22 protein-coding genes are annotated in these 24,117 nt (G+C 33.0%); 4 read left to right on the forward strand and 18 right to left on the reverse strand.

Annotated features, from left to right (window positions below; translation table 11 throughout):
• Positions 1–345: 345 nt before the first annotated feature.
• From JQN76_RS00620 to fdaB, 6 genes are all read right to left on the reverse strand, one after another.
• Positions 346–600 (reverse strand): type B 50S ribosomal protein L31, encoded by a 255-nt coding sequence (locus JQN76_RS00620; RefSeq protein WP_000808968.1) that lies wholly within the window; start codon positions 598–600, stop codon positions 346–348.
• 117 nt (positions 601–717) lie between these two features.
• Entirely contained in the window at positions 718–2,034 is a 1,317-nt protein-coding gene (rho, locus tag JQN76_RS00625; RefSeq protein WP_001115101.1) for a transcription termination factor Rho, read from the reverse strand.
• Between the two features lie 246 nt (positions 2,035–2,280).
• Positions 2,281–3,708 (reverse strand): aldehyde dehydrogenase family protein, encoded by a 1,428-nt coding sequence (locus JQN76_RS00630; RefSeq protein WP_001836714.1) that lies wholly within the window; start codon positions 3,706–3,708, stop codon positions 2,281–2,283.
• Between the two features lie 237 nt (positions 3,709–3,945).
• Positions 3,946–4,281, reverse strand: a complete 336-nt coding sequence (locus tag JQN76_RS00635) for a winged helix-turn-helix transcriptional regulator (RefSeq protein WP_000451438.1) — start codon at positions 4,279–4,281, stop codon at positions 3,946–3,948.
• 88 nt (positions 4,282–4,369) lie between these two features.
• Positions 4,370–5,629 (reverse strand): UDP-N-acetylglucosamine 1-carboxyvinyltransferase, encoded by a 1,260-nt coding sequence (locus tag JQN76_RS00640; protein ID WP_000046602.1) that lies wholly within the window; start codon positions 5,627–5,629, stop codon positions 4,370–4,372.
• Positions 5,630–6,094: 465 nt separating this feature from the next.
• Positions 6,095–6,955, reverse strand: coding sequence for a class IIb fructose-bisphosphate aldolase FdaB (fdaB, locus tag JQN76_RS00645; RefSeq protein ID WP_001131841.1), 861 nt, complete (start codon positions 6,953–6,955; stop codon positions 6,095–6,097).
• 217 nt (positions 6,956–7,172) lie between these two features.
• On the opposite strand from fdaB, the gene JQN76_RS00650 reads away from it, so the two are divergent.
• A complete protein-coding gene (locus JQN76_RS00650; RefSeq protein ID WP_000036005.1) occupies positions 7,173–7,694 on the forward strand; it encodes a DUF2529 domain-containing protein in 522 nt (173 codons plus the stop codon).
• Between the two features lie 108 nt (positions 7,695–7,802).
• On the opposite strand, the gene JQN76_RS00655 is transcribed toward JQN76_RS00650, so the two are convergent.
• The 3 genes from JQN76_RS00655 to JQN76_RS00665 form a co-directional block, all read right to left on the reverse strand.
• Positions 7,803–9,413 carry a CTP synthase gene (locus JQN76_RS00655; RefSeq protein ID WP_000159960.1) on the reverse strand — a complete coding sequence of 537 codons (1,611 nt, stop codon included), beginning with the start codon at positions 9,411–9,413 and terminating at the stop codon, positions 7,803–7,805.
• A gap of 335 nt (positions 9,414–9,748) precedes the next feature.
• Complete coding sequence (gene rpoE, locus JQN76_RS00660; RefSeq protein WP_000701483.1) at positions 9,749–10,279, reverse strand: DNA-directed RNA polymerase subunit delta; 531 nt, start codon at positions 10,277–10,279, stop codon at positions 9,749–9,751.
• A gap of 111 nt (positions 10,280–10,390) precedes the next feature.
• The gene (locus JQN76_RS00665; RefSeq protein ID WP_001040736.1) at positions 10,391–11,251 is read right to left on the reverse strand and encodes a GNAT family N-acetyltransferase; all 861 of its coding nucleotides are present in this window, start codon (positions 11,249–11,251) and stop codon (positions 10,391–10,393) included.
• A gap of 423 nt (positions 11,252–11,674) precedes the next feature.
• Here JQN76_RS00665 and coaW point away from each other — a divergent pair, with 423 nt between their 5' ends.
• Positions 11,675–12,478 carry a type II pantothenate kinase gene (gene coaW, locus JQN76_RS00670; protein ID WP_000862727.1) on the forward strand — a complete coding sequence of 268 codons (804 nt, stop codon included), beginning with the start codon at positions 11,675–11,677 and terminating at the stop codon, positions 12,476–12,478.
• Between the two features lie 129 nt (positions 12,479–12,607).
• Here coaW and JQN76_RS00675 read toward each other — a convergent pair whose 3' ends face one another.
• The 3 genes from JQN76_RS00675 to JQN76_RS00685 all read right to left on the reverse strand — a co-directional run bounded on the left by JQN76_RS00675 (position 12,608) and on the right by JQN76_RS00685 (position 16,055).
• Positions 12,608–13,279: a DUF2750 domain-containing protein gene (locus JQN76_RS00675; RefSeq protein ID WP_000120550.1), complete on the reverse strand. Its 672-nt coding sequence runs from the start codon at positions 13,277–13,279 to the stop codon at positions 12,608–12,610.
• Positions 13,280–13,677: 398 nt separating this feature from the next.
• A complete protein-coding gene (gene ldmS, locus JQN76_RS00680) occupies positions 13,678–14,871 on the reverse strand; it encodes an L-aspartate--L-methionine ligase LdmS (protein ID WP_000183726.1) in 1,194 nt (397 codons plus the stop codon).
• Positions 14,871–16,055: a M20 family metallopeptidase gene (locus JQN76_RS00685; protein ID WP_001291497.1), complete on the reverse strand. Its 1,185-nt coding sequence runs from the start codon at positions 16,053–16,055 to the stop codon at positions 14,871–14,873. The genes ldmS and JQN76_RS00685 overlap by 1 nt, the downstream gene beginning before the upstream one ends.
• 310 nt (positions 16,056–16,365) lie before the next feature.
• On the opposite strand from JQN76_RS00685, the gene JQN76_RS00690 reads away from it, so the two are divergent.
• Positions 16,366–16,836, forward strand: a complete 471-nt coding sequence (locus tag JQN76_RS00690; RefSeq protein ID WP_000164421.1) for an S-ribosylhomocysteine lyase — start codon at positions 16,366–16,368, stop codon at positions 16,834–16,836.
• Positions 16,837–16,987: 151 nt separating this feature from the next.
• On the opposite strand, the gene JQN76_RS00695 is transcribed toward JQN76_RS00690, so the two are convergent.
• From JQN76_RS00695 to deoC, 3 genes are all read right to left on the reverse strand, one after another.
• Positions 16,988–17,338: a DoxX family protein gene (locus JQN76_RS00695; RefSeq protein ID WP_001024035.1), complete on the reverse strand. Its 351-nt coding sequence runs from the start codon at positions 17,336–17,338 to the stop codon at positions 16,988–16,990.
• A gap of 13 nt (positions 17,339–17,351) precedes the next feature.
• A complete protein-coding gene (locus JQN76_RS00700; protein ID WP_001836711.1) occupies positions 17,352–18,653 on the reverse strand; it encodes a pyrimidine-nucleoside phosphorylase in 1,302 nt (433 codons plus the stop codon).
• Between the two features lie 279 nt (positions 18,654–18,932).
• On the reverse strand, positions 18,933–19,595 hold the full coding sequence (deoC, locus tag JQN76_RS00705) for a deoxyribose-phosphate aldolase (RefSeq protein ID WP_001083324.1): 663 nt from the start codon (positions 19,593–19,595) through the stop codon (positions 18,933–18,935).
• 314 nt (positions 19,596–19,909) lie between these two features.
• Here deoC and deoD point away from each other — a divergent pair, with 314 nt between their 5' ends.
• On the forward strand, positions 19,910–20,620 hold the full coding sequence (gene deoD, locus JQN76_RS00710; RefSeq protein WP_000160304.1) for a purine-nucleoside phosphorylase: 711 nt from the start codon (positions 19,910–19,912) through the stop codon (positions 20,618–20,620).
• A gap of 120 nt (positions 20,621–20,740) precedes the next feature.
• Here deoD and JQN76_RS00715 read toward each other — a convergent pair whose 3' ends face one another.
• The 3 genes from JQN76_RS00715 to JQN76_RS00725 form a co-directional block, all read right to left on the reverse strand.
• On the reverse strand, positions 20,741–21,184 hold the full coding sequence (locus JQN76_RS00715) for a Dps family protein (protein WP_000070866.1): 444 nt from the start codon (positions 21,182–21,184) through the stop codon (positions 20,741–20,743).
• 199 nt (positions 21,185–21,383) lie between these two features.
• Positions 21,384–21,797, reverse strand: coding sequence for a thiol-disulfide oxidoreductase DCC family protein (locus JQN76_RS00720; RefSeq protein ID WP_001123303.1), 414 nt, complete (start codon positions 21,795–21,797; stop codon positions 21,384–21,386).
• A 456-nt stretch (positions 21,798–22,253) separates the two neighbouring features.
• Positions 22,254–23,627 carry an EVE domain-containing protein gene (locus tag JQN76_RS00725; protein ID WP_000123402.1) on the reverse strand — a complete coding sequence of 458 codons (1,374 nt, stop codon included), beginning with the start codon at positions 23,625–23,627 and terminating at the stop codon, positions 22,254–22,256.
• Between the last annotated feature and the right edge of the window lie 490 nt (positions 23,628–24,117).

The raw sequence follows: 24,117 nt of genomic DNA on the forward strand, positions 1-24,117 counted from the left end.
GAGAGTTCCACCTTTTTCAAAACATAATCGCTTTATTATATCATATTTCAAATATTCATAAATGTCTTTTTCATAATTATATCGATATTGTACATGAACAATTATTTTATAAATTTGTCTTGCATATTTATATACAGCTATTCTAATTTGTTGCTTCTTATTCGTGCGGTGTTTCTACTCAATACAAACTTTAATAAAGGGGGAAATTTATCATTATGTATTAACAACATGGTATTGAGTCACTTCTTTGAACACAGTCATAAGTATATACCCTTACTACGCTTATAAATAAAAAAGCTGTCTACAATTCCATTATAGGATGCAGACAGCTTAACGATTACTATATTAGTTGTTTGATTTAAGACCAAACTTTTTGTTGAAACGTTCCACACGTCCATCCGCAGCAGCGAATTTTTGACGTCCAGTGTAGAATGGATGTGAATCAGATGAAATATCTAAACGAATAACTGGGTATTCTTTTCCATCTTCCCACTCCATCATTTCTGAAGATGTTTTTGTAGAACCGCTTAAGAATTTGAAGTTTGTAGTAGTATCTAAAAAGATTACTTGGTGATACTCAGGATGAATTCCTTGTTTCATTATTTTCAGCTCCTTTGCCCTGAACCATCTGGAACAGAGTTATTTGTGAGTTTTTACCCAATACTGTGTAATTATAAAGGTAATTAATTCAAAACGCAAGCCCCTATATAATGTTTATTAAATTATAGGTCGACCCGTTTTAGTACTTTCTTCTGCAGACTTTTGTAGCTGCTTGAAGAAATCTTCATTATTCTTAGACCTTTTAAGTTTGCGAATAAATCTTTCAGTAAAGTCAGTTGAGTCAGTGAATAGATTTCTTAATTGCCATAATGTGTCTAATTCAGATTTACTTATCAACAATTCTTCTTTACGCGTTGAACTTCTGCCAATATCAATTGCAGGGAAGATACGACGTTCAGACAATTTACGATCTAAATGTAACTCCATGTTACCTGTTCCTTTAAATTCTTCGTAAATCATATCGTCCATACGTGAACCCGTATCAACTAATGCAGTTGCAAGTATTGTTAAACTTCCACCCGCTTCAATATTTCTCGCTGCACCGAAGAATGCTTTTGGTTTGTGTAAAGATGCAGGATCTAAACCACCTGATAATGTACGACCACTTGGTGGAATAACTAAGTTATAAGCGCGTGCTAATCTCGTTATAGAATCCATTAAAATAATGACATCTTCCCCAATTTCTACTAAACGCTTTGCACGTTCAAGTAATAATTCAGCTACTTTAACATGGTGTTCTGGTGGTTCGTCAAACGTTGAATGAACGACTTCAGCAGCTTCTACTGAGCGTTCTAAATCTGTTACCTCTTCAGGACGCTCGCCAACTAACAAAATAAATAGCTTTGCATCTGGTTTGTTCGTACTGATTGCATTCGCTATTTCTTTTAATAACGATGTTTTACCTGCTTTAGGTGGCGCCACTATTAAACCACGTTGACCTAAACCAATCGGTGTTACTAAATCCATGATGCGCGTTGAATAATTTTGTGTTTCTGTCTCTAATTTAATACGCTCATCTGGATAAAGTGGTGTCAAAGCTTGGAAATGCGGACGTTTCTTCACTTCTTCTGCGTTATGGTCATTGACAAAGTCAACTTGTAATAAGCCATAATATTTTTCGTTATCTTTAGGTTTTCTAACTTTCCCAGTTACTTTATCCCCACGTTTAATTTCAAAACGACGAATTTGGCTAGCAGATATATAAATATCTTTTTCCCCTTTAGAATAGTTCACTGTTCTTAAAAAACCATAACCATCTGGTTGTATATCATCTAAGATACCTTCCATATAATAGTTACCATCTTTTTCCATTTGTGCTTCCATAATAGCTAGAACAAGTTCTTTTTTATTTAATTTACTATAGTTCGTCAACTTAAGAGTTTTAGCTTTTTGAGTGAGTTCCTTGGTAGTATAGTTCTTGTACAATTCGTGGAATGATTCATACTGAGGAGATGTACGTTCTCTTTCAGGCATATAGTTTACACCCATTTCATTATTTTTTAGTTAGTAAGTAATAGATAGGCATGACAATGCATAAATAACTGTGCTAGCACAATCCCATTATGCTAATCCCCAACCTTTTAAATACATGAATAACTATAGCAAATTTTTATTTTAATTACAAAATCTATTTATAAAAATTGCAAAATTAAAACAGTACACAAAACTTAATTAGTCATGTGCACTGTTTTATTGCGATTTTTAATTCAAAAATCAAATTTATTTAAAATATCCAGCTATAGATTTCACTTCTAAGAACTCTTCAATACCATAATCGCCCCATTCACGACCTAAACCAGATTGTTTATAGCCACCAAATGGTAAATCTGGCTTTCTACCTGCTTCGTTTATTTCTACTGTACCTGCTTCAATAGAACGAGCTACTTTATGCAATGTTTCTTTGTCCTTACCAATAACATATCCTGCCAAACCATATTTTGTATCATTTGCAATTTGAATCGCTTCATCTAAATCGTTATAAGTGATAACTGACATTACTGGCCCAAAAATTTCTTCTTGTGCTATCGTCATTTGATTATCCACATTAATAAAAATTGTCGGACGTGCAAAGTATCCTTTTTCAAGTCCTTCTGGTTTACCAGGACCACCATAAAATAATTCAGCACCTTCTTCAATACCTTTATTAATATAATTTTGTACTTGATCAAATTGTTTTTTACTAATGATAGGGCCTACTTGTGTACCATCTTCTCTTGGATTACCGACACGCACTTGGCTAAATTGTTCTTTTAATTCAGCTAAGAATGCATCTTTAATTTTTTTAGGCACTAAAACTCGTGTACCAGCTGTACATACTTGACCAGTATTATTAACAACTTTGCCTGTTGTTGCTTTAGCCGCTTCTTTAATATCTACGTCATCTAGGACGATGTATGGTGATTTGCCACCAAGCTCTAATGATACCTTTTTAAAATCTTTAGCAGCTTTTTCCATAATTTTAGAACCAGTAGGGCCTGATCCTGTAAATGACATCATGCGTACTTTAGGATGCTCAGATAAAGGATTCCCAACGCCAGCACCATCACCATTAACAAGGTTAAATACACCTTTAGGAACACCGACTTTATCAAAAATCTCAGCTAAAATAACAGCTGCAAATGGTGTTTCTTCAGATGGTTTAAGTACAACTGGACTACCAGCCGCAAATGCTGCTGCTAATTTTAATGATGTTTGGTTTGTAGGGAAGTTCCACGGTGTAATTAAGCCAGATACACCGATTGCTTCTTTAACAACTAAATCATCTCCGCGGCGTTCTTCAAATTCGTAGTTATCTAATGCGTCTCTCGCTGCAACAAAATGGTTTAGTCCCATTTGATAATGGACACGCTCAGATAATGATAAAGGAGCACCTAATTCATCCGTAATAGCTTGTACAATATCGTCTTTTCTGTTTTCATATTCTTTTACAATTTTATCTAATAACGCTTGTCTTTCTTTCACAGATGTATGACGGAACTCTAAATAAACATTGTCTGCCGCCTCGACAGCTTTATCAACATCAGCTTTATTGCCTTTAGCAACTTTCCCGATTACTTCTTCGGTTGCTGGATTTATAACTTCTATCGTTTCATTACTATTATTTTCTACCCATTCGCCATTAATGTATTGCTTTGTGTAGTCTCTCATTATTCTTTCACTCCTCAAGAATGATTTATATATTATTTATCCGTAATGCATACGATATAAACATTACATTCCATTATGATACGCTCCCTTTTAATATGTTCAAAATAAAATGCTTTAAAATTTTGCTGCATCTATTTTTTTATATTTTTAAATAAAAATAACTATTCCCACATCATCGCAAATAATGCGAAGACTTAGAAATAGTTATAATCAATGCTATGTTTAAACGTCATGTAATTATTTAGCAGTACGTTGATCTGTTAAATCGACATATGATTGCGCCCATGCTTCAATTGGATGTAAAGCCTCTGCTAACGCTTTACCTTTTTCAGTTAGCACATAAATAATTTGTACTGGACTCGTAGAAATGATTTGCTTCTCAACTAACTCCCATTGTGCAAGCTCTGACAACTTAAGACTTAAAGCACGTGGTGTTATTGTTTTCAAATCTCTTTTCATATCGGAAAAGTGTGCTGAACAGTCATTACATCTTGAGAGATAATTAATGATTAATCCATTCCAACTTCTACCAAGTATTTTAAAAGTTTCTTCGAGATACGGACATACTTCCATCATCTTCACCTCTCATCAATAAATTTAGAATGTAAACGAACACCCTTTTTTAATCAGTATAATTATTATACCACAAAACAAGATAAATCTATACAGTTTCCGTCCAAATATCTGCACCTAAAGCTTTTAAGTGTTCTACAATATCTGTATAACCTCTATAAATATGTTTTACATTGTAAATTGTAGTTACACCCTCAGCAATTAAACCAGCAATAATTAAACAAGCTCCTGCTCTTAAATCGCTAGCATAAACTTCAGCACCATGTAATGTTGATGGCTTTATCGTTGCTGTGCCTTCGTCAACTTCAATATTTGCACCCATGCGCTTTAATTCTTCAACATGTTTAAAACGCTCCGGATAAATCGTATCAGTTACAAATGAAGGACCATTTGCCATAAATAATAATGGTGTAATAGGCTGTTGCAAATCAGTAGCAAAACCTGGATATACTAGTGTTTTAATATCAACAAATTGATATGGCGCATTATTATTGATGCGAATTCTTTCGTCTCTTACATCAACATTCACACCTAATTCACTAAATTTAGCAGTTAATGTTTCTACATGTTTCGGAACAATATTATTTAATATAACATTTTCTCCACATGCTGCAGCGATACACATATATGTGCCTGCTTCAATTCTATCAGGTATAACTTGATACTCAGAACCATGTAATTCTTTGACACCATTGATTTTAATTGTTGATGTACCCGCTCCCTTAATATTAGCTCCCATACTTGTTAAGAAGTTAGCAACATCAACTACTTCCGGTTCTTTAGCAGCATTTTCAATTACAGTTTGTCCTGTTGCATAAACTGCAGCTAGCATAATGTTAATTGTTGCACCTACGCTAACCATATCTAGAAAAATATGCGCACCTTTTAATTCTTTAGCTTCAATTTTCATTGATGTCGTGCTTGATTCATCAATTTCAGCACCTAAAGCTTTAAATCCTTTAATATGTTGATCAATTGGACGTGGCCCAAGTGGACATCCTCCCGGTAAACCAATCACACATTTTTTAAATCTACCTAACATGGCACCCATCATATAGTATGAAGCACGTAATGATTCAACTTTATTATTTGGTAATGCAGCATTTTGTATTTCAGTTGTATCAACTTCTAATTCCGTACCATTTAGTGATGCCTTAATATTTAAATCTTCTAATAAACTCACTAAAGTTTTAACATCAGAGATTTGCGGTAACCCTTCTAATTTCACATGTCCTTGAGCTAATAATGTTGCAGGAATGATAGCTACAGCACTGTTTTTCGCGCCACTGATATTAACTTCCCCATTTAGTGTGCGTCCACCTCTTATTTTTATTACCTCTTGAGCCATATCATTTATCTCCTTTGTCCATTACTTTTTAATTTTTTGCATTATTAGCATTATAAATTAATTTTACTTTATTTGTAAAATAGTTTATTTTAATCGTTAAAATCTTGTCTTTCTATTTTCGATTGATTAATAACAAATCATTCACCTTTACTAATATATGCTGTTCTTCCCCACTTGACCATGGTCTAAAGTCTGATTATTCAACTAAATATTGACGTTGTTTTGACAATTATTTAGTTTTAATTCTACGGTTTTCACGTAAACTTTTTTCATAAATTGCTCATTTTCCTTATAATTATATCACAATCAATTTTGATATATTTTACCATTTTTACGCTTTCATTTTAAAATCAAACTGTTTTATTTATTACTTATACAACATAAAAAAGAAGCAAACACCATTTTGTCTGCTTCTTTTAAAATTAATATCCCTACGTTATTAATAACTTAAAGACTAAATATTAATTATTTAGCGCGGTTTGAAGTACCGAACTCTTTAATTTTACCTTTAACTGTTTCTTTGATAGCTTCACGTGCAGGTCCTAAGTATTTACGAGGATCGTAAACTTCTTTGTCGTTATTTAAAACGTCACGAACTGCTTTTGCTGAAGCGATTTGGTTTTCAGTGTTTACGTTAATTTTAGCTGTACCAAATGGAATTGCTTTTTGGATATCTTTAGTTGGGATACCAGTACCACCGTGTAATACTAATGGTAAACCAGTTGATAAACCGATTTCTTCCATTTCTTTGAATCCTAATTTTGGTTCACCTTTGTATGGACCATGAACTGAACCTAATGCTGGCGCTAATGCATCGATACCAGTTTTTTCAACTAGTTCTTGACATTCTTTAGGATCAGCATAAATGATGCCGTCTGCTACAACATCATCTTCTTGTCCACCAACAGTACCTAATTCAGCTTCTACAGAAACACCTTTTTCATGAGCGTATTCAACAACTTTTTTAGTTGTTGCTACGTTTTCTTCGAATGGGCTGTGTGAAGCATCGATCATTACTGATGTGAAACCAGCATCGATAGCTTCTTTACATTTTTCAAAGCTTGAACCATGGTCTAAATGGATTGCTACAGGAATAGTGATGTTTAAGTCATGCATTAACCCTTCAACCATTTTAACAATTGTGTAGAAACCGCTCATGTAACGAGCAGCACCTTCAGAAACACCTAAAATTACAGGTGCGTTTTCTTCTTGTGACGCTTCTAAAATTGCTTGAGTGAATTCTAGGTTATTAATATTGTATTGACCTACCGCATAACCATTTTCTTTTGCATCAATTAACATTTCTTTCATTGAAACTAAAGGCATGAAAGTTCCTCCTTGAGTGCTTACGCACGTATTTTTCAAAGTAATTATATCAAAAAAATAGCGTCAATGCATTGAAATACTGCAGATTAAATGTGTATTTTTTGAAAAATGCGATAGTTATACTAAATGCAAACGTATACATTTTTATACAATTTAAGCCGTTGCATAATATGTAGTCATTAATTACAATATTTTATAAGTAGATTGGAGGATAAAGATGTCAAAAATCTTAAACACACAACTAATAGGTATCTTTAATAGGCTAGAAAAACAATCTTTAGAAATTCAAATGGCCGCCCAATGTTTAATTCAAGCAATTGGTGGCGAAGGTTATGTTTATGTAAAAGGTTATGATGATTTACAGTTTTTCGAAAGTTTCATTCTACATAGTGATGAGCGTTTAAAATCTAGCCGAAAACTTGACGCTATTAAAGACTTTAAAGAAATTGACTCAACTGATCGTGTATTATTATTCGCACCATTTTATAATGATCAAGTTGCATTAGATATTCAAAAACTTATCGACTTAGATATCGATGTGGTCTTAATAAGCAACAAACCTAAAACAGATGATTTCCCTGATCATCTCGTACATTTTATCGATTTATCTACACCAAGACCTATAGTCTACACTGAAGATTACGATAAGATTGTCCAACCACATGCGATGGCATTGAATTATGTATACTATGACATTTATACACAAATGATTGAAATGACAAGAGACTTAGAATTATAAAAGTCACTATTGTTATTTCATACCTTGTCACTAACATAATATTAAAATTATACGAAAAACCGGTACTTTCAATGTTTAACAATGAAAGTACCGGTTTTATTAGCAAATTTATTTATTTTGTTGATATTTTAATGAAGCTTCAATAAATGATTTAAAAATCGGGTGCGGACGATTTGGTCTAGATAAGAATTCTGGGTGGAATTGACAAGCAATAAAGAAATCATTTGTCGGAATCTCTACCATTTCTACTAAACGTCCATCTGGACTTGTACCAGAAATTACCATACCATTTGCCTCTAATTGTTCTCTATAGTCATTATTAAATTCATAACGATGACGATGTCTTTCTTCAATTTCCGCTTTACCATAAACATCTTGTGCCAATGTGCCTTCTTTAATTGAACATGGATATAAGCCTAAGCGTAATGTACCACCTAAATCTTCGATATCTTTTTGTTCTGGTAATAAATCTATAATTGGGTATGGTGTTGCTGGGTCTAATTCAGCTGAATGTGCGCCTTCAAGGCCTAATACGTTTCTTGAAAATTCAACTGTTGCAAGTTGCATTCCTAAACAAATACCAAAGAATGGTACATTGTTTTCTCTAGCATACTTAATTGCACTAATTTTACCTTCACTTGCACGGAAACCAAATCCACCTGGTACTAAAATACCGTCGACATCTGCAAGGTATTCGGCTGCATTTTCATCTGTTACTTCACTTGAATCAATCCATCTAATGTCAATATCTTTGGCAAAAGGATATCCAGCATGTTTCAATGATTCAACAACTGATAAATATGCATCTTGTAAGCTAACATATTTACCTACTAAACCAATTGTAATTTTACCATCTAAATTATTAACGATATCTAACAACTGTTTCCATTCATCAAGCTGTGTTTCATATTTCGCGTTTAATTGTAAACGTTTAATAACGATATCATCCATATTTTGTTGGCTTAATTGTAATGGAATTTCGTATAAAGAGTCTGCATCACGACATTCAATAACACTTTCTTTATTAATGTCACAGAATAATGCAATTTTATCTTTTAAATCTTGTGTCATTTCATATTCAGTTCTTACAACGATTAAGTCTGGTTGAATACCTAAGCCTCGTAATTCTTTAACACTATGTTGTGTTGGCTTCGTTTTCATTTCTCCAGCAGCTTTAATATAAGGCAGTAATGTACAGTGAACATACATAACATTTTCTCTACCTAAATCGCTACGAATTTGACGAATCGCTTCAATAAACGGTAATGACTCAATATCACCTGTTGTACCGCCAATTTCAGTGATAACAACGTCTGCATTCGTACTTTCCCCTGCAAGTAATAAACGTTCTTTAATTTCATTTGTAATATGCGGAATAACTTGAACTGTTCCGCCTAAGTAATCACCACGACGTTCTTTTTTCAATACGTGTGAATACACTTTACCGGCTGTCACATTTGAAAACTTGTTTAAATTAATATCAATAAATCTTTCGTAATGTCCTAAGTCTAGGTCAGTTTCTGCACCATCATCCGTTACGAATACTTCACCATGTTGATAAGGACTCATTGTACCTGGGTCAACATTTAAGTATGGATCGAATTTTTGAATTGTTACATTTAGACCTCTATCTTTTAATAATCTACCTAGAGAAGATGCTGTAATACCCTTCCCTAATGATGAAACTACGCCACCTGTTACAAAAATAAATTTTGTCATGTCTTGACCTCCTAATTATTAAAGGGAATGCTTCCTCATCAATTGTAAAAATCACGTAAAACATAACATTAAAGCAAGCTCATTCAAGTTGTTTATTTGTCGAATTCGACAAAATTAAATTCTGTTTACTTACCGTTTCCATACTGCTATGTCACTATGTATATCATTTACAACTTTGATTTTTGCGTTATCATTTCTTGATTTACTCAATTAAATAAAAAAACGCTCCCTCTCACAAATTCTGTAAGGGGAGCGTATAAATTTTATACACGTGTCCTATTTAAAGGAGCCCGAATAAAATTTTATCATCTTTCAACTAAAAGTCAAACAAAAAATTAATCGTTGAAGTCTTCTTCGTCTTCAAACACTTCTTCGTCTTCGTCTAGTTCATCTTCATCTTCTTCAATGACTATATCCGAATGATTGATTTCTTCTTCAACCTGCTCATCTTCTGGATCATTTAGTTCTTCTTGATCATCTGTTTGAGCTGGAATATCATCGTCGTCATCCATTTCATCTTCGCCCAATAATTTTAAGTTTTGATCTTCTTCATCATCTGCATCCAGAATATCGAATTTTTGAATAGTTGGTGCGATTTTCTCTTCAATATCATCTACCGAATACCAATCACGTAATCCCCATAAATTTTCTCCAACATTTAAAAAACGACCATCTGTGTTTAAATCTGTGTAAAATTGTACAACGCGATTTTCAATTTCTTCGTACTCATAATCACCTAACGCTCTAAACTCATCGATGATATCATATAAGTTCATAGTTTCGCCTTTATCATTCAATAATGTATAAGCCATATCAATAAATGATTTTTCATCAACCATTTGTTTTGTATAATCTTGAATTTTCATTGCCCAATACTTCCTTTCGAAGGATATAATCTAAATTTATACGTCTGAATTCATTTATATATAGTAACAAAACTAAATTATAAATGACAATATCATATTTCGCAATCACTGTTAGTAATTTAAATATTTTTCGAAAACGACATAATCATCAGTTTGTTCGATTTCAACGAAATTACTATTTAAACATAATGGTTTAAAATCATTATTCTCTCCAAACAGAATCATCGTAATCACATTAAGGTTGTCATAGTTTTTTCTTAAGTAAGTTGGCAATTGTCGCAGAGCACTTGAACCAATACCATTAAAGCGATATGATTTATCCACTTCAATAGCAGCAATGTTCATGCGTTCACCAATCTGCTCCAATGCGATAAAGCCAACCTTTTGGCCATCAATCATTAAATTAATGATATGTACATTGGTCACTTCTGAACGACTTTCTTCTTCAAGCTTTAATGACGAAACATGTTTTGAATCTAAGTCCAAGTAATATAGTCGTTCTTTGCCAATTGGTCCTTCTTCTTTAGTCGCTGTATGCATGAATCCAGCACGTTCGTATAGGTTCCAAGCATTGTCATTTTCCGCATCTACTACTAGATATAGATGATTAAAATCAGGAAATACACCTTGAACATATTGCGGCAATGACATCATTATTTTCGTGCCATATCCAAAACCTTGATATTTTTCATTAATCGATAATGAACGAATATAAACGACATTTTCAGGTGTATCATAACCTTCATGCTGATAGTAACGATGTAATACAAAAAAGCCCACCACTTCATTTTTATCGTTTATTGCTACGTTAGCAATCCTATCAGCATCATTAATTGCATCATCAATAACTTCTTTAGGTAAAGATGAATATATTTGTTGTCTTTCATTCAAGTCAAAATCATTAATTGCTGAACGATATTGTTCATCAAATGCTTTTAAAGTGATACCTTCAAAACAAAGTTCTTTAGCCATATATTTAACCCCTATCTTTTTATATATGAAGCATGAATCCCCATATTATTTTACCTATTATTTCACTACGATACCATTATTTGCTCTAAGTTAAATAAATTACTTATTTATATTTTTTAAATTTCAAAATTAATGTGCTACTCCTCATTACTTATCATTTTAATCAGAGACTTACAAATACACTGCGTACGAACTACTTTTAATATTGCGTCACTAACTAACAATCCTATACAACTTCAAAATTCCTAGAAAATAATATATATAACTTAACGTCTACGTTTGTAATACATTAATTGCGATACGCTTACAATGTTGAAATACAATGGCATCAAATTTGTTAATAATTACTATTATTACTTGTTTTTTAGTCATTTTACTATACTATTATTTAAGGATAGACATTAATAATGAGGTGGGAATCTTATGAAAGTTGGCATTGACGCTGGCGGTACACTAATTAAAATCGTTCAAGAGCAAGATAACCAACGTACTTTTAAAACTGAATTAACTAAAAATATTGATCAAGTTGTGGAATGGTTAAACCAACAGCAAATTGAAAAATTATGCTTAACTGGAGGTAATGCAGGTGTCATTGCTGAAAACATCAACATTCCTGCACAAATTTTTGTAGAGTTTGATGCTGCATCTCAAGGACTAGGTATTTTGTTAAAAGAGCAAGGCCATGACTTAGCAGATTATATTTTTGCAAATGTTGGTACCGGTACGTCACTACATTATTTCGACGGCCAATCACAACGTCGTGTAGGTGGTATCGGTACAGGTGGAGGCATGATTCAAGGACTCGGTTATTTACTAAGTCAAATCACTGATTATAAACAGTTAACTGACATGGCACAACACGGTGATCGTAACACTATCGATTTAAAGGTTAGACATATTTATAAAGATACCGAACCACCCATTCCCGGTGATTTAACAGCAGCTAATTTTGGTCATGTACTACATCATTTAGATGCTGATTTTACACCTAGCAATAAATTAGCAGCCGTTATTGGTGTCGTTGGCGAAGTTGTTACGACAATGGCCATTACTGTTGCACGTGAATTTAAAACTGAAAATATCGTTTATATCGGTTCTTCATTTCATAATAACGCTTTATTACGCAAAGTTGTGGAAGATTATACTGTGTTACGCGGTTGCAAACCGTACTATGTTGAAAACGGCGCATTTTCAGGTGCTATTGGTGCATTATATTTAGAAAAATAGAAAAAGACCATTTATATGCGCGTTGTTTTAAATAAACGCTATATAAATGGCCTTTTATTTTATGGTCTAAGTGTTTTGAATACGTATTGTTCCATTTATTATCACTTAATTAATTACAACTCAATTCAATTAAAATGTAAGTTCATTAGACAATTTTTGCGCTGAAACAATTGTACCAACCACGCCAGTTTTTAAATCTATCGCAACGGCTTTATGATCATCTCTAAGTTCATCTAGCCATTCTCCGAAAACAGAACCTTCAATCGTAATTAAATCACACTCTTCAAAATCTTCATCTCGAACTTTTAACGCTCTGTTTTTAATACTCCATACAGGCATAATATGCGGCTTTTTTTCGTCGCTATCATTTTCACTAATGAGAATAAACTGCTTACTACCTTTTTTAGTTAAGCCGTATACTTCATCATATTTTGCTACATCTTGGACAAATTCTTTGATTCTAATTTTATCTAATTCCGTCATCACTTCTTGTGTAACAGCTACAACGTTTAGTAGATGCCCTTCTTCTTCCATTGTTTGATTCATAATAATATGGTCTTGTTCATCAAACAATTCATCTAATTCATAAGTAGCAAAACGATCAACGTCCATTTTTACAACTTTATCAAATGGAATATTACGACTTGTTAAAAATGATACGGCCACACTTTCTTCTGTCCAAACGCCTACATACGCTTCACTTTTATAATTTAGGCGTACTAGTTTTTTATTTTTAGAGGCGAAATAAATACATTCATTTATTAATATATCTCTAAAGAATGGATATGCTTTATAAGACATGCTTGACCCTCACTTTTTAAAATATGTCATACATAAAATAGTAAATGACTCCAACAAGTTAGTCAATTAGACATATTATGAATTCAATTTAATGTCATGTTTTTCATTTTAAAAATTCAATAGCATTAAATTTTACGTATACACAAATTCGGTCTATAACACGAAACATATCTAGTTACTAAAAATTTCAAAACGATAACCTTTAGTATACCTTTATCAACAAAATGGCAACTCTTATAACATAGTGAAATAAAAGTCGCCATTTAATATTAGTATTACAAAGTATTGCCATATCATAAATTTAATTACTGTTGACTAGAATCGAAAAAAGCTTGTTACAAACGCATATTCAGTCAACTACTGGCAACACAACATTGTAGCGCCTTATGTTCCGAACTCTAATAGTGTTCAAGTTCAGCTAAAAATGCGCGTTCATTCTCCAGTACTGTTTCTTTTGAATCACCATGCCAAATACAGCCAAACCTTGATTTAACTTTATCTTCACCGTACCAATCACCATCATAATAAGATAACGGGTATAAACTACCTTCTTTGACATATTTCAAAATCGTATTGAAGAAATGTGTGTTATCACCTTTTGAATGATAACTATAAAACTTTTGATATCCTGAATTCAACTCGTTAGCAAGTAATAACATGCTCGTTGAACCATTTTGTCTAAAGTTTAAATCAATCGCATAAACGTTATCATCCTCATCGACGAGTAGGTCAAAACCAGCTACACCAAAGAATCCTTGATTCACACCGTTTTCCATAATTTGTCTACCTGCTTCTATAACGTGCTCTGGTACATTAGTAGTATTTTCATTTCCGTTATAAAATCCGTACTTATCCGTTAATTGCGTTGCCGCACCAAGATATTGAATGCCTAGCGATTCCGAGTATGCAAACTGAACGCAATAATTCGCTTTTTCTTCAATCTTCTGTTCGATAATAAGCGAATTCGTTTCAGCAGTTGCCTCTTTAATACGCGTTATCGCTTTTTGTAAATCTGCATCATGATAACAAATCATAACGCCATAGCCACCTGCTGTCGGAAGATCATCTCCCGGCTTAATTACTAACGGGAATTCCCAATTCTTAATCTCGTTTTCGAATTGCTCAATTTTTACAACTTTTCTTTTTGGTAAAAACTTCCCATTTGTCCATTCAGGTATTCTTGCTTTATTATTTAAAGCAACAAATAACGTTTTATCTAATGCATAATATTGCTGATTCAAGATTGTTTCATCATGAATATATTGAAAATAAATCTTTTTATTTTCCTTATGTGCCAATTGTTTGATCAAGTTTTCGTAAGATTGCTGATTGTTAAATGTATAAATTGAGTTCGGTACTTCCTTACCAATAACTTGAAATAGCTGATGCAATTTGTCTGTCGCACTAGCTTCGTGAACAATAACAGGTAATTGATTTGCTATTAATAACTCCCTACCAGTTAAAAAATTAGATTGATGTTCGTCCGGTTTCAACCATGGATTCGATATATACGAAGGTCTTGACGTATAGACAACATCTTTGTCATATAAATCACTTAACGTTAAGTTCGGCTCATTACCATTATTTGTCATTACTTCCCATTCCCTTTCAAATGCGCATGCTCTTCAATAATGTCTTGATAAACGTCTTGATTTGTAATTAACTCTAACCCCATCAACGCCATTATTTTAGCACCTTTAATTAATGCTTCATCACCATGTACACTCGCAGCCGCTTCTCTAAATCTATGCGTATGTCCTACTAAATTACGTGATCCTATTTTAATATGAGGATGTATTGTTGGCACAACATGACTTACGTTCCCTGTATCCGTAGAGCCATAACCAAAATCATCATCAATAACTGCTTCACCAACTTCTTCAGCATATTTAGCAAATAAATCATCTAATTTCGGCGTTTTAATGAATTCATTCACACCGTTTTGAATTGGACCAAATTCATAATCACAACCAGTCTGTATCGCAGCTCCACGTGCGATTTGATTTACTTTTTCTGTTAATATATCCAATTCTTTACGCGTCATTGCTCTAGTATAAAAACGAGCATGTGTATAGTCTGGAATAATATTAGCTGCTTTCCCGCCATCTAAAATCACACCATGCACACGTTGATCTTTTTTAATATGTTGTCGTAGTTGTGCTACACCATTAAAATAACTAATCATAGCGTCTAATGCATTTAACGCTTCATCTGCATTTTCAGAGGCATGAGCACTTTTTCCGTAAAATTTAACATCTAAAACATCCACTGCCAAAGTATCAATCGTTTTATAAGTTTCATTTCCCGGATGAATCATTAAGGCAATGTCTATTTGATCAATCACACCAGCCTTGACATAAGAAGCTTTAGCGCTACCATTTTCCCCACCTTCTTCAGCTGGACATCCAAGAACGACTACTTTACCACCAATTTGGTCAATCACTTGCTTCAAACCAATTGCACCAAGCACACTTGCAGTTCCAATGATATTATGACCACAAGCATGACCCAACCCTGGCAAAGCATCGTATTCTGCTAAAAAACCTATAGCTGGCCCGTCAAGACCTGAATCATATGTCGCTATAAACCCAGTTGCATGCCCAGCAATCTCGGTTTCAATTTCAAAATCATGCTCTTTCAAACGATCTATTAAAGTTCGAGACGCAAATATTTCTTCATTACCAAGTTCAGGACGTTCATGAATTCTATGACTGATTTCGATATAACTATATTTATTTGTTTCTATATAATCGAGAATTTGTTGTTTTTCACTCATTTTTTACTATCTCCCTTTTACCCTACACTCATTTTAATCATCCACAATATTTTGTTCTTTCAAAATGAATTATTACTTATTCTATCGGTTTTATCTCATGATGTCATCTAGTTTTTCTTTATTTACAAAATTTTCTAATAACTAAAAGCCTTTCATAAATTTATAAAACAGTTTCAAATTGTAAAACATAAGCCCTATTGTTACAATTTAAGTATTGTTAGAAACACAACTTACAACAAACTTAAGTTTTATAATGCAACAAATCATAAGCGTTTTATAGTTTTGAGTAGTTAATAGGAGGAAATTCAAAATGACAAAAATGAATGTTGAAAGTTTCAATTTAGATCATACTAAAGTGGTTGCCCCATTTATTAGATTAGCGGGAACGATGGAAGGATTAAACGGAGATGTCATTCACAAATACGACATTCGTTTCAAACAACCAAACAAAGAACATATGGATATGCCCGGACTACATTCATTAGAACATTTAATGGCTGAAAATATTAGAAATCATAGTGACAAAGTTGTTGATTTAAGTCCTATGGGTTGCCAAACTGGTTTCTATGTATCATTTATTAATCATGATAATTATGATGATGTATTAAATATTGTTGAAGCAACTTTAAATGATGTGCTAAATGCTACTGAAGTGCCTGCTTGTAATGAAGTACAATGTGGCTGGGCAGCAAGTCATTCATTAGAAGGTGCTAAAACTATCGCTCAAGCATTTCTAGACAAACGAAACGAATGGCATGATGTTTTCGGTACAGGAAAATAAATCTTAGTCAATCAAGTTAATCAGAAAAGCAGTCGAACAATGATGTTACAATCGCCATTGTCCAACTGCTTTTTATTATGCTTCAAAGTCAAAAAATCGAACAAATGAAAAAGTAAAATCTTTAACATTTGTCCGATTTATTTGAGAACCACTATAATTTCTTAATTAGTCCCATTAACACGAACTGCATAGGTAACCTTAAATATAGTTGCCATGTTGGCAATTGTTTATCTCCTAAAGGTAACTTTTTAACTGCCATATAGATATTAGCTGGGAATACAGCTAGCAAGAATAGATTGATTGTATTTTTCAAGCATTGAGATGGTCTTTTAATTAAAAGTGCAAGTCCAAATAATATCTCAAAGATTCCTGTAACAAGAACCGCTGTTTTTCGAAGTGGCAAACATTTCGGTATGATATTTCTAAATTGTCGTTCTCGTGTAAAATGCAATACACCTATTACACTAAAACCTATTCCTAATAAATATCTTAGTATGTTCAATCAGCTTCAACTCCTATTCTGTAATGATTTTATGAATTAATGTAGGCGATACAACATGATCAGCAATTGTTATGCTTGAATCTAATTTTTTAACAACATCGTCTACATCTTGGCGATTACTGTGAATCGTTAATAATGATTCTCCTTCTTCTACTTTATCACCAATTTTTTTATTAAAAACAATACCAACCGCTAAATCAATATCATCCTCTTTTGTTAAACGTCCCGCTCCTAACATCATCGAAGCGACACCTATATCGTTAGAGACTAATTCAGTCACATAACCTGATTTTTTAGCTTTATATTCAATTTGATATTGGGCTTGTGGCAAACGCTCTGGATGGTCAATAACAGTTTCGTCGCCACCTTGGTTTTTAATAAATGTTTTGAATTTTTCTAATGCTGCACCTGAATTAATTGCCTCAATTAGCAACGCTCTCGCTTCTTCAAGCGTTTCAGCTTTGTTTGCAAGTACAACCATTTGAGAACCTAATGTTAATACAAGTTCTGTTAAATCTTTCGGACCTTGTCCTTTCAACGTATCAATTGCTTCTTGTAACTCAAGCGCATTGCCAATCGCACGTCCAAGTGGCTGATTCATATCAGAAATAATCGCCATCGTATTACGTCCCACATTATTACCAATACGTACCATTGCGTGCGCTAATGCTTCAGCATCTTCTAATGTTTTCATAAATGCACCGCTACCAGTTTTTACATCTAATACAATTGCATCTGCACCAGCAGCAATCTTTTTACTCATAATTGAAGAGGCAATTAATGGTATTGAATTGACAGTACCAGTAACATCCCTTAAGGCATATAATTTTTTGTCTGCAGGAGTTAAATTTCCTGATTGTCCTACAACTGCCACTTTATTTTCATTAACCAATTTCACAAATGTTGCTTCATCTATTTCAACATGAAAACCATCAATTGCTTCTAATTTATCAATCGTACCACCTGTATGACCTAATCCACGCCCACTCATTTTTGCAACAGGAACATCTACAGCTGCTACTAATGGTGCTAAAACCAATGTAGTTGTATCTCCTACACCACCTGTTGAGTGCTTATCTACTTTGACACCTTTAATATCACTCAAATCTATCATATCACCAGAATTAACCATAGCCATCGTTAATGCTGCACGCTCATCATCATTCATATCTTGGAAATAAATCGCCATTGCTAAACTTGATGCTTGGTAATCAGGAATATCCCCTTTAACATAGCCGTCAATAAAGAAATTAATTTCTTCCGTTGTTAGTGTATGACCGTCACGCTTTTTCTCAATAATGTCTATCATTCTCATTTTTATCATCCTTTTCTTAAAAAGCTTAGGACAAAGCATCTGCGCTTTCTCTAGTCCATTTTTAAAAGCACAAGCGAAAATTAGTATAGCAAGCTATCGATTTCATTTTTAATATCACAATTTCAATGCGATGTTATTATTCTTAAATAGATTGGTTATAACGTCAAAGTCCCTATTAAATTATCTTAGAATCATCATGGCATTTATGATGTCTTAAAACTGATATCGACATACTTATATATGGTTACGATGTCCCATGCTTACATATTTTTTATAAAATTAGTAATCTGAATCTGCTTCTAAACCTTGCATAATTTGAACGCCTGCGCTCGCACCAATACGTGTCGCACCTGCTTCAACCATTTTATTGAAATCTTCTAAATTACGTACGCCACCTGATGCTTTTACTTCTATATCAGCACCTACTGTATCTTTCATTAATTTAACGTCTTCTGCAGTCGCACCGCCACCTGCAAAACCTGTTGAAGTTTTAACGAAGTCCGCACCAGCCGCTTTTGTTAATTCACTCGCTTTTACGATTTCGTCATGGTCCAACAATACCGTCTCAATAATCACTTTTACTGTGTGACCTTTCGCAGCTTTAACCACTGCTTCAATGTCTTGTTGTACATCATCAAAACGTCCATCTTTTAATGCGCCGATGTTGATGACCATGTCAATTTCATCTGCACCATTTTGAATCGCATCTTCTGTTTCAAATGCTTTCGTCGCAGTTGTCGATGCACCTAATGGGAATCCTATTACCGTACAAACTAACACCTCTGAATCAGCTAGTCGCTCTGCTGCATATTTAACATGCGTTGGATTCACACATACAGATTTAAAATTGTATGCTTTCGCTTCATCGATGATTTGATCGATTTGCGTACGTGTTGACTCAGGCTTCAATAAAGTGTGATCAATCAATTTTGCACTATTCATTTTCTATCTCCTCCTTTATGGTTGATTATAAAAATACGGTTGTAAATTAGTTGATTGAGCGTCAGGTTCATTTAAATATCAGGTTAGATGTTCGCTTTTTATGTAACCGCATACATATACTATTACATTAATTCATTTCCCATAAACAAACAATACAATTGAACGTGATATCTTCATTATGAACGATGACTTGACAACAAGCTAATCAGGATTATATTTTTATAATTCTTTAATTCTATAGTACAAAAATTCGCAAAAAAGGGAAACAAATGTTATCTTAAAATTATTAATGAATATTAAGGAGAAGATAACAAATGACAAAAGGTACACCACATATTCAACCAAATGGAGTAAAAATTGCTAAAACAGTATTAATGCCTGGCGATCCGCTACGCGCAAAATATATTGCTGATAATTTTTTAGAAAATGTTGAACAATTTAACGATGTACGTAACATGTTTGGTTACACTGGTACATATAAAGGTAAAGAAGTTTCTGTAATGGGTTCTGGTATGGGTATTCCAAGTATTGGTATTTACTCATATGAGTTATACAACTTCTTTGATGTAGATACAATCATTCGTATCGGTTCTTGTGGCGCATTACAAGAAAATGTTAACTTATACGATGTTATTATTGCACAAGCTGCATCAACTAATTCAAATTATGTAGATCAATACAATATTCCAGGTCATTTCGCGCCTATCGCTGACTTCGAGTTAGTAACTAAAGCTAAAAATGTCGCTGACCAAATCGGTGCTACTACACACGTAGGTAACGTATTATCTTCTGATACATTTTACAATGCCGATCCAACATTCAATGATGCTTGGAAAAAAATGGGTATTTTAGGTATCGAAATGGAATCAGCTGGTTTATATTTAAATGCGATTCATGCTGGTAAAAAAGCACTTGGTATTTTCACAGTAAGTGATCATATTTTACGTGACGAAGCTACTACACCTGAAGAACGTCAAAATTCATTTACACAAATGATGGAAATCGCTTTAGAAATCGCAGAGTAACTTATTTAAATTGACTTTAATTGCTCTTTAACAATGCGATTAAACTCAAAAAGCCAACACATTCTGGGCGTATCCCCATTTATGTGTTGGCTTTTATTTATATTATTACTTATCTGTAGATTAGCTTAAGTAAGATTTAAACATCCAATTATGTTTATCTACTGATGTTTGCATACCTATAAACATATCTTCTGATACATCATCGCCAGCATTACCAGCAATTTCGATTGCGTTTTCTAATTGTTTTGAGATATTTGTGAAGTCTTGTGATAATTCTTCAACCATTTGTTCTGCAGAGTAACCTTTCGCAGCTTCTTTAACAATTGATTGCTCTAAGCATTCAGTTAATGTACCTACAGGGTTTCCTCCTACCGCTAAAATTCTTTCAGCTAATTCGTCTACATATTGGCTTGCTTCATTATATAATTCTTCAAATTTAACGTGTAATGAGAAGAAGTTAGGCCCTTTCACATACCAGTGGAAATTGTGTAGCTTTGTGTAAGCTACTGTCCAGTTTGCTACTTGTTGATTCAATTCTTTTACAACATCTTGTTGATTACTCATATTTAATACACTCCTTAAAATTGTCTACGTCTTGCTTGTTTATATTAATTATTATATTATAATAATTCTAATCTGTAAAGTGTTTTTACTCTCTTTTTTATAATTATTCTAATCTAAACGTAAAGTGTTCCGCTTTTTAAATGCCTAAATTTTAATTCATCATCTAATATATCCATTATCAATTAGCAAGTATGTTTTATCAATCAGTAAGTTTTACTTTCGCATTATCATCTAAAAAGAACGATTTTTCATAATCATTTGGTTGGTGCCATGTTGTTTTCCACATTCTATTTCTATTATTAGCAAACATTCGATAACCGAAATTACGGACTGGTTTAGGTACAAGCCATAAACCTACGCCCAATAATTTAGTTCGATTAGGTAGTGCTGTGATTAGTTTAATAATCGCCTGCGATTCAAAATATATACGATCACCTTTCTGTAAAATCACACTATTTTTATTTGCCGCTTCTGGATGTTGTTTAAAAAATTGTTGTCCAACTTCACCTTTTAACGTGGCAAATTGATAATTTCTTGGTAGGTCATGTTGAATTAACCAAATGACATAGTTATAACAATATATACAGTTTCCATCATAATATACGATTGGCATAATTTATTCGCTCCTTTAATAGTACTTATAGTCATTTTTCCTAATTTAAAAACATTTAAACAAGGTTGTCACTTGATAAGTCCTCGCGACACGAAATTGCCATAAAATTTATTTTTCAGTTTTATATTTATTGTATAATGTATTTTTTATTTACTTTAAATTTCTCAATCTACAGTGTAATCTTATTTCTTATTATTAACTTAGCGTTTGGTCATTCGTCTTATTCAACATACGACTGGAAAACTCATATAAAGTTTTAATTCAGTAACATAAATTCATTTATATTCATATACTGTCTTTATTATTTATTAAAATAAAAACGAGTAATCTATCATAAGCTCTTAATTAGCTCTTATGGTTGATTACCCGTCATTTTTCTTTATGCGGTTATTCAAATATGCAATTATGCAATTTTTAATCCTATCCTTACTTCTTTTCAAAAACTACCATATATCATTAGTCATGTTTGACTTTGACTATACGTGTGTATTTTAAAAACTGCTCTGAATATTTCTCCTTAATTTCCTCTAAACTGTCATATGTAATACCTACAATATGCCAATTAGGATTGAAATAATAGAAAGAATCTTTTTGTCGTGACCATTTAATCATATTACCGTCTTTATTATAACGTGGTAATGTTACTTCATAGCCTTCTAACACATTAATATACGTTTGGAAAATGTCTGTATCTATACGATTAAAATTATCAATAACTAAATAACTTTTATCCTTTTTAGGCATTAATTGAGTAATAAACCCTTCACGATAGTATAATGCCCCTGTTTCATTTGGTAAATACTTGCCATAAAGCATATCTTCTGAAAAATCAGGATGACCTGTTGTTATAACAGGATTTGCATTCGCTTTTTGCAATAAGTCATTAGCCGCTTTTAAGCCCTCTTCTTTTCGATCTACAACAAGTAAAATAAATGGCTTTAACGCTTCTTCTTTTTCACTTTCAAGCATATCTGGTTTTTGAACCATTTCAAATGGAGATTTCAATCCATTATTATCGCTCATTTCAATAATTGCATCATACTGTGCTTGTGACATACTTGCAATAGCCTGTTTTGCATTTTCTTGAAGGAAATATAAGTTTTTCAATTTAGGATGCTTATTTAATGTACTTAATGTAATCGGCGTAATGTCTTTCTCATAAGACACTTCAATCACTGTACTATTTGTTCTACCAGGAATTGGTGGTTTTTCATGAATATGCTTTGATACTTCTCCAATTCCAACGACAGATTGATTTTTCGTTCGATTATAAAAAATAATATTGTCGCCTTCTTCTAACTGAGTATAAAAATGATAACCATTACGTTTAATACCGTTGTACGTGTGCGTATAAATCGTATATTGGTTTCCAGGTTCAAATTCTTCAGTTTCAGCTAAAAAGAAATAACGTGGTATCTTAATTTCGCCTTTACCAAGACCACTTATTAAATCAAACTCTTCTGCAGTGATTTGATTGAACAATGTCTCTTTCATATTACTCATACGAAATTCCAAAGCTTCACTACGCTTTAAATAATCTGCTGTTAATGGTTTCAATTGTTCATTAAAACGAAACTGTACACGTATTTTATTTTGTGCACCTGTTTCAACACTAATAATTTCACCACATCCAAGTAGTCCAGTATCCGTCTGAACTTGATAAAAGATGACTTGATCTCCTACTTTAGCCTTTTTAAACGCTCTAAATCCTTGAGATGGGTTAAAATGTGCGCCTGATTCAAATAAAGCTGTTTGTCCTACTAACGGTTCATTATGATTCCAACGGTTATATCCACAATTCAACCAAAAATAATTCGTTTCTGCTGTCATCTTAATACTCCTTAACCTGAATAAATTTTAGAAACACTATGAATTACATTCTTTTAGTGTTTCTTATGCAGTTGGACGCGTATGCGATCAACTGTATACCCTTTGTTCACTGCGATTTTAATCGCATTTCCTATAACATTGTAGCGCCCAGGACATTAATTTACGTCCCAGACCCTTATCGTTTTCACTTTTAAGTAAGTCGAACTATTTTGCTTTACAACAAGTGCGACTCTATATGCAGTTGGACACACACATACGAGCAACTGTATACCTTTTAATCAGTTTTCTATATTTTATTTATTATATCTGTCATAATGATAAAAATTGTTACAAACAGTTTAACATATTTAGCTACCTATTTTGCATATAAAAAACATGCTTGCATACACTATGCAATAAAAATTACAAATTTATATATGATACCACTATGCTTGCTTATCTCTATAGCGCCATTGATACACATTTTTAAATATCTATACTGCCGTTAGAA

It is taken from the genome of Staphylococcus sp. SM3655 (genome assembly GCF_016917315.1).
GTDB lineage: Bacteria > Bacillota > Bacilli > Staphylococcales > Staphylococcaceae > Staphylococcus > Staphylococcus aureus.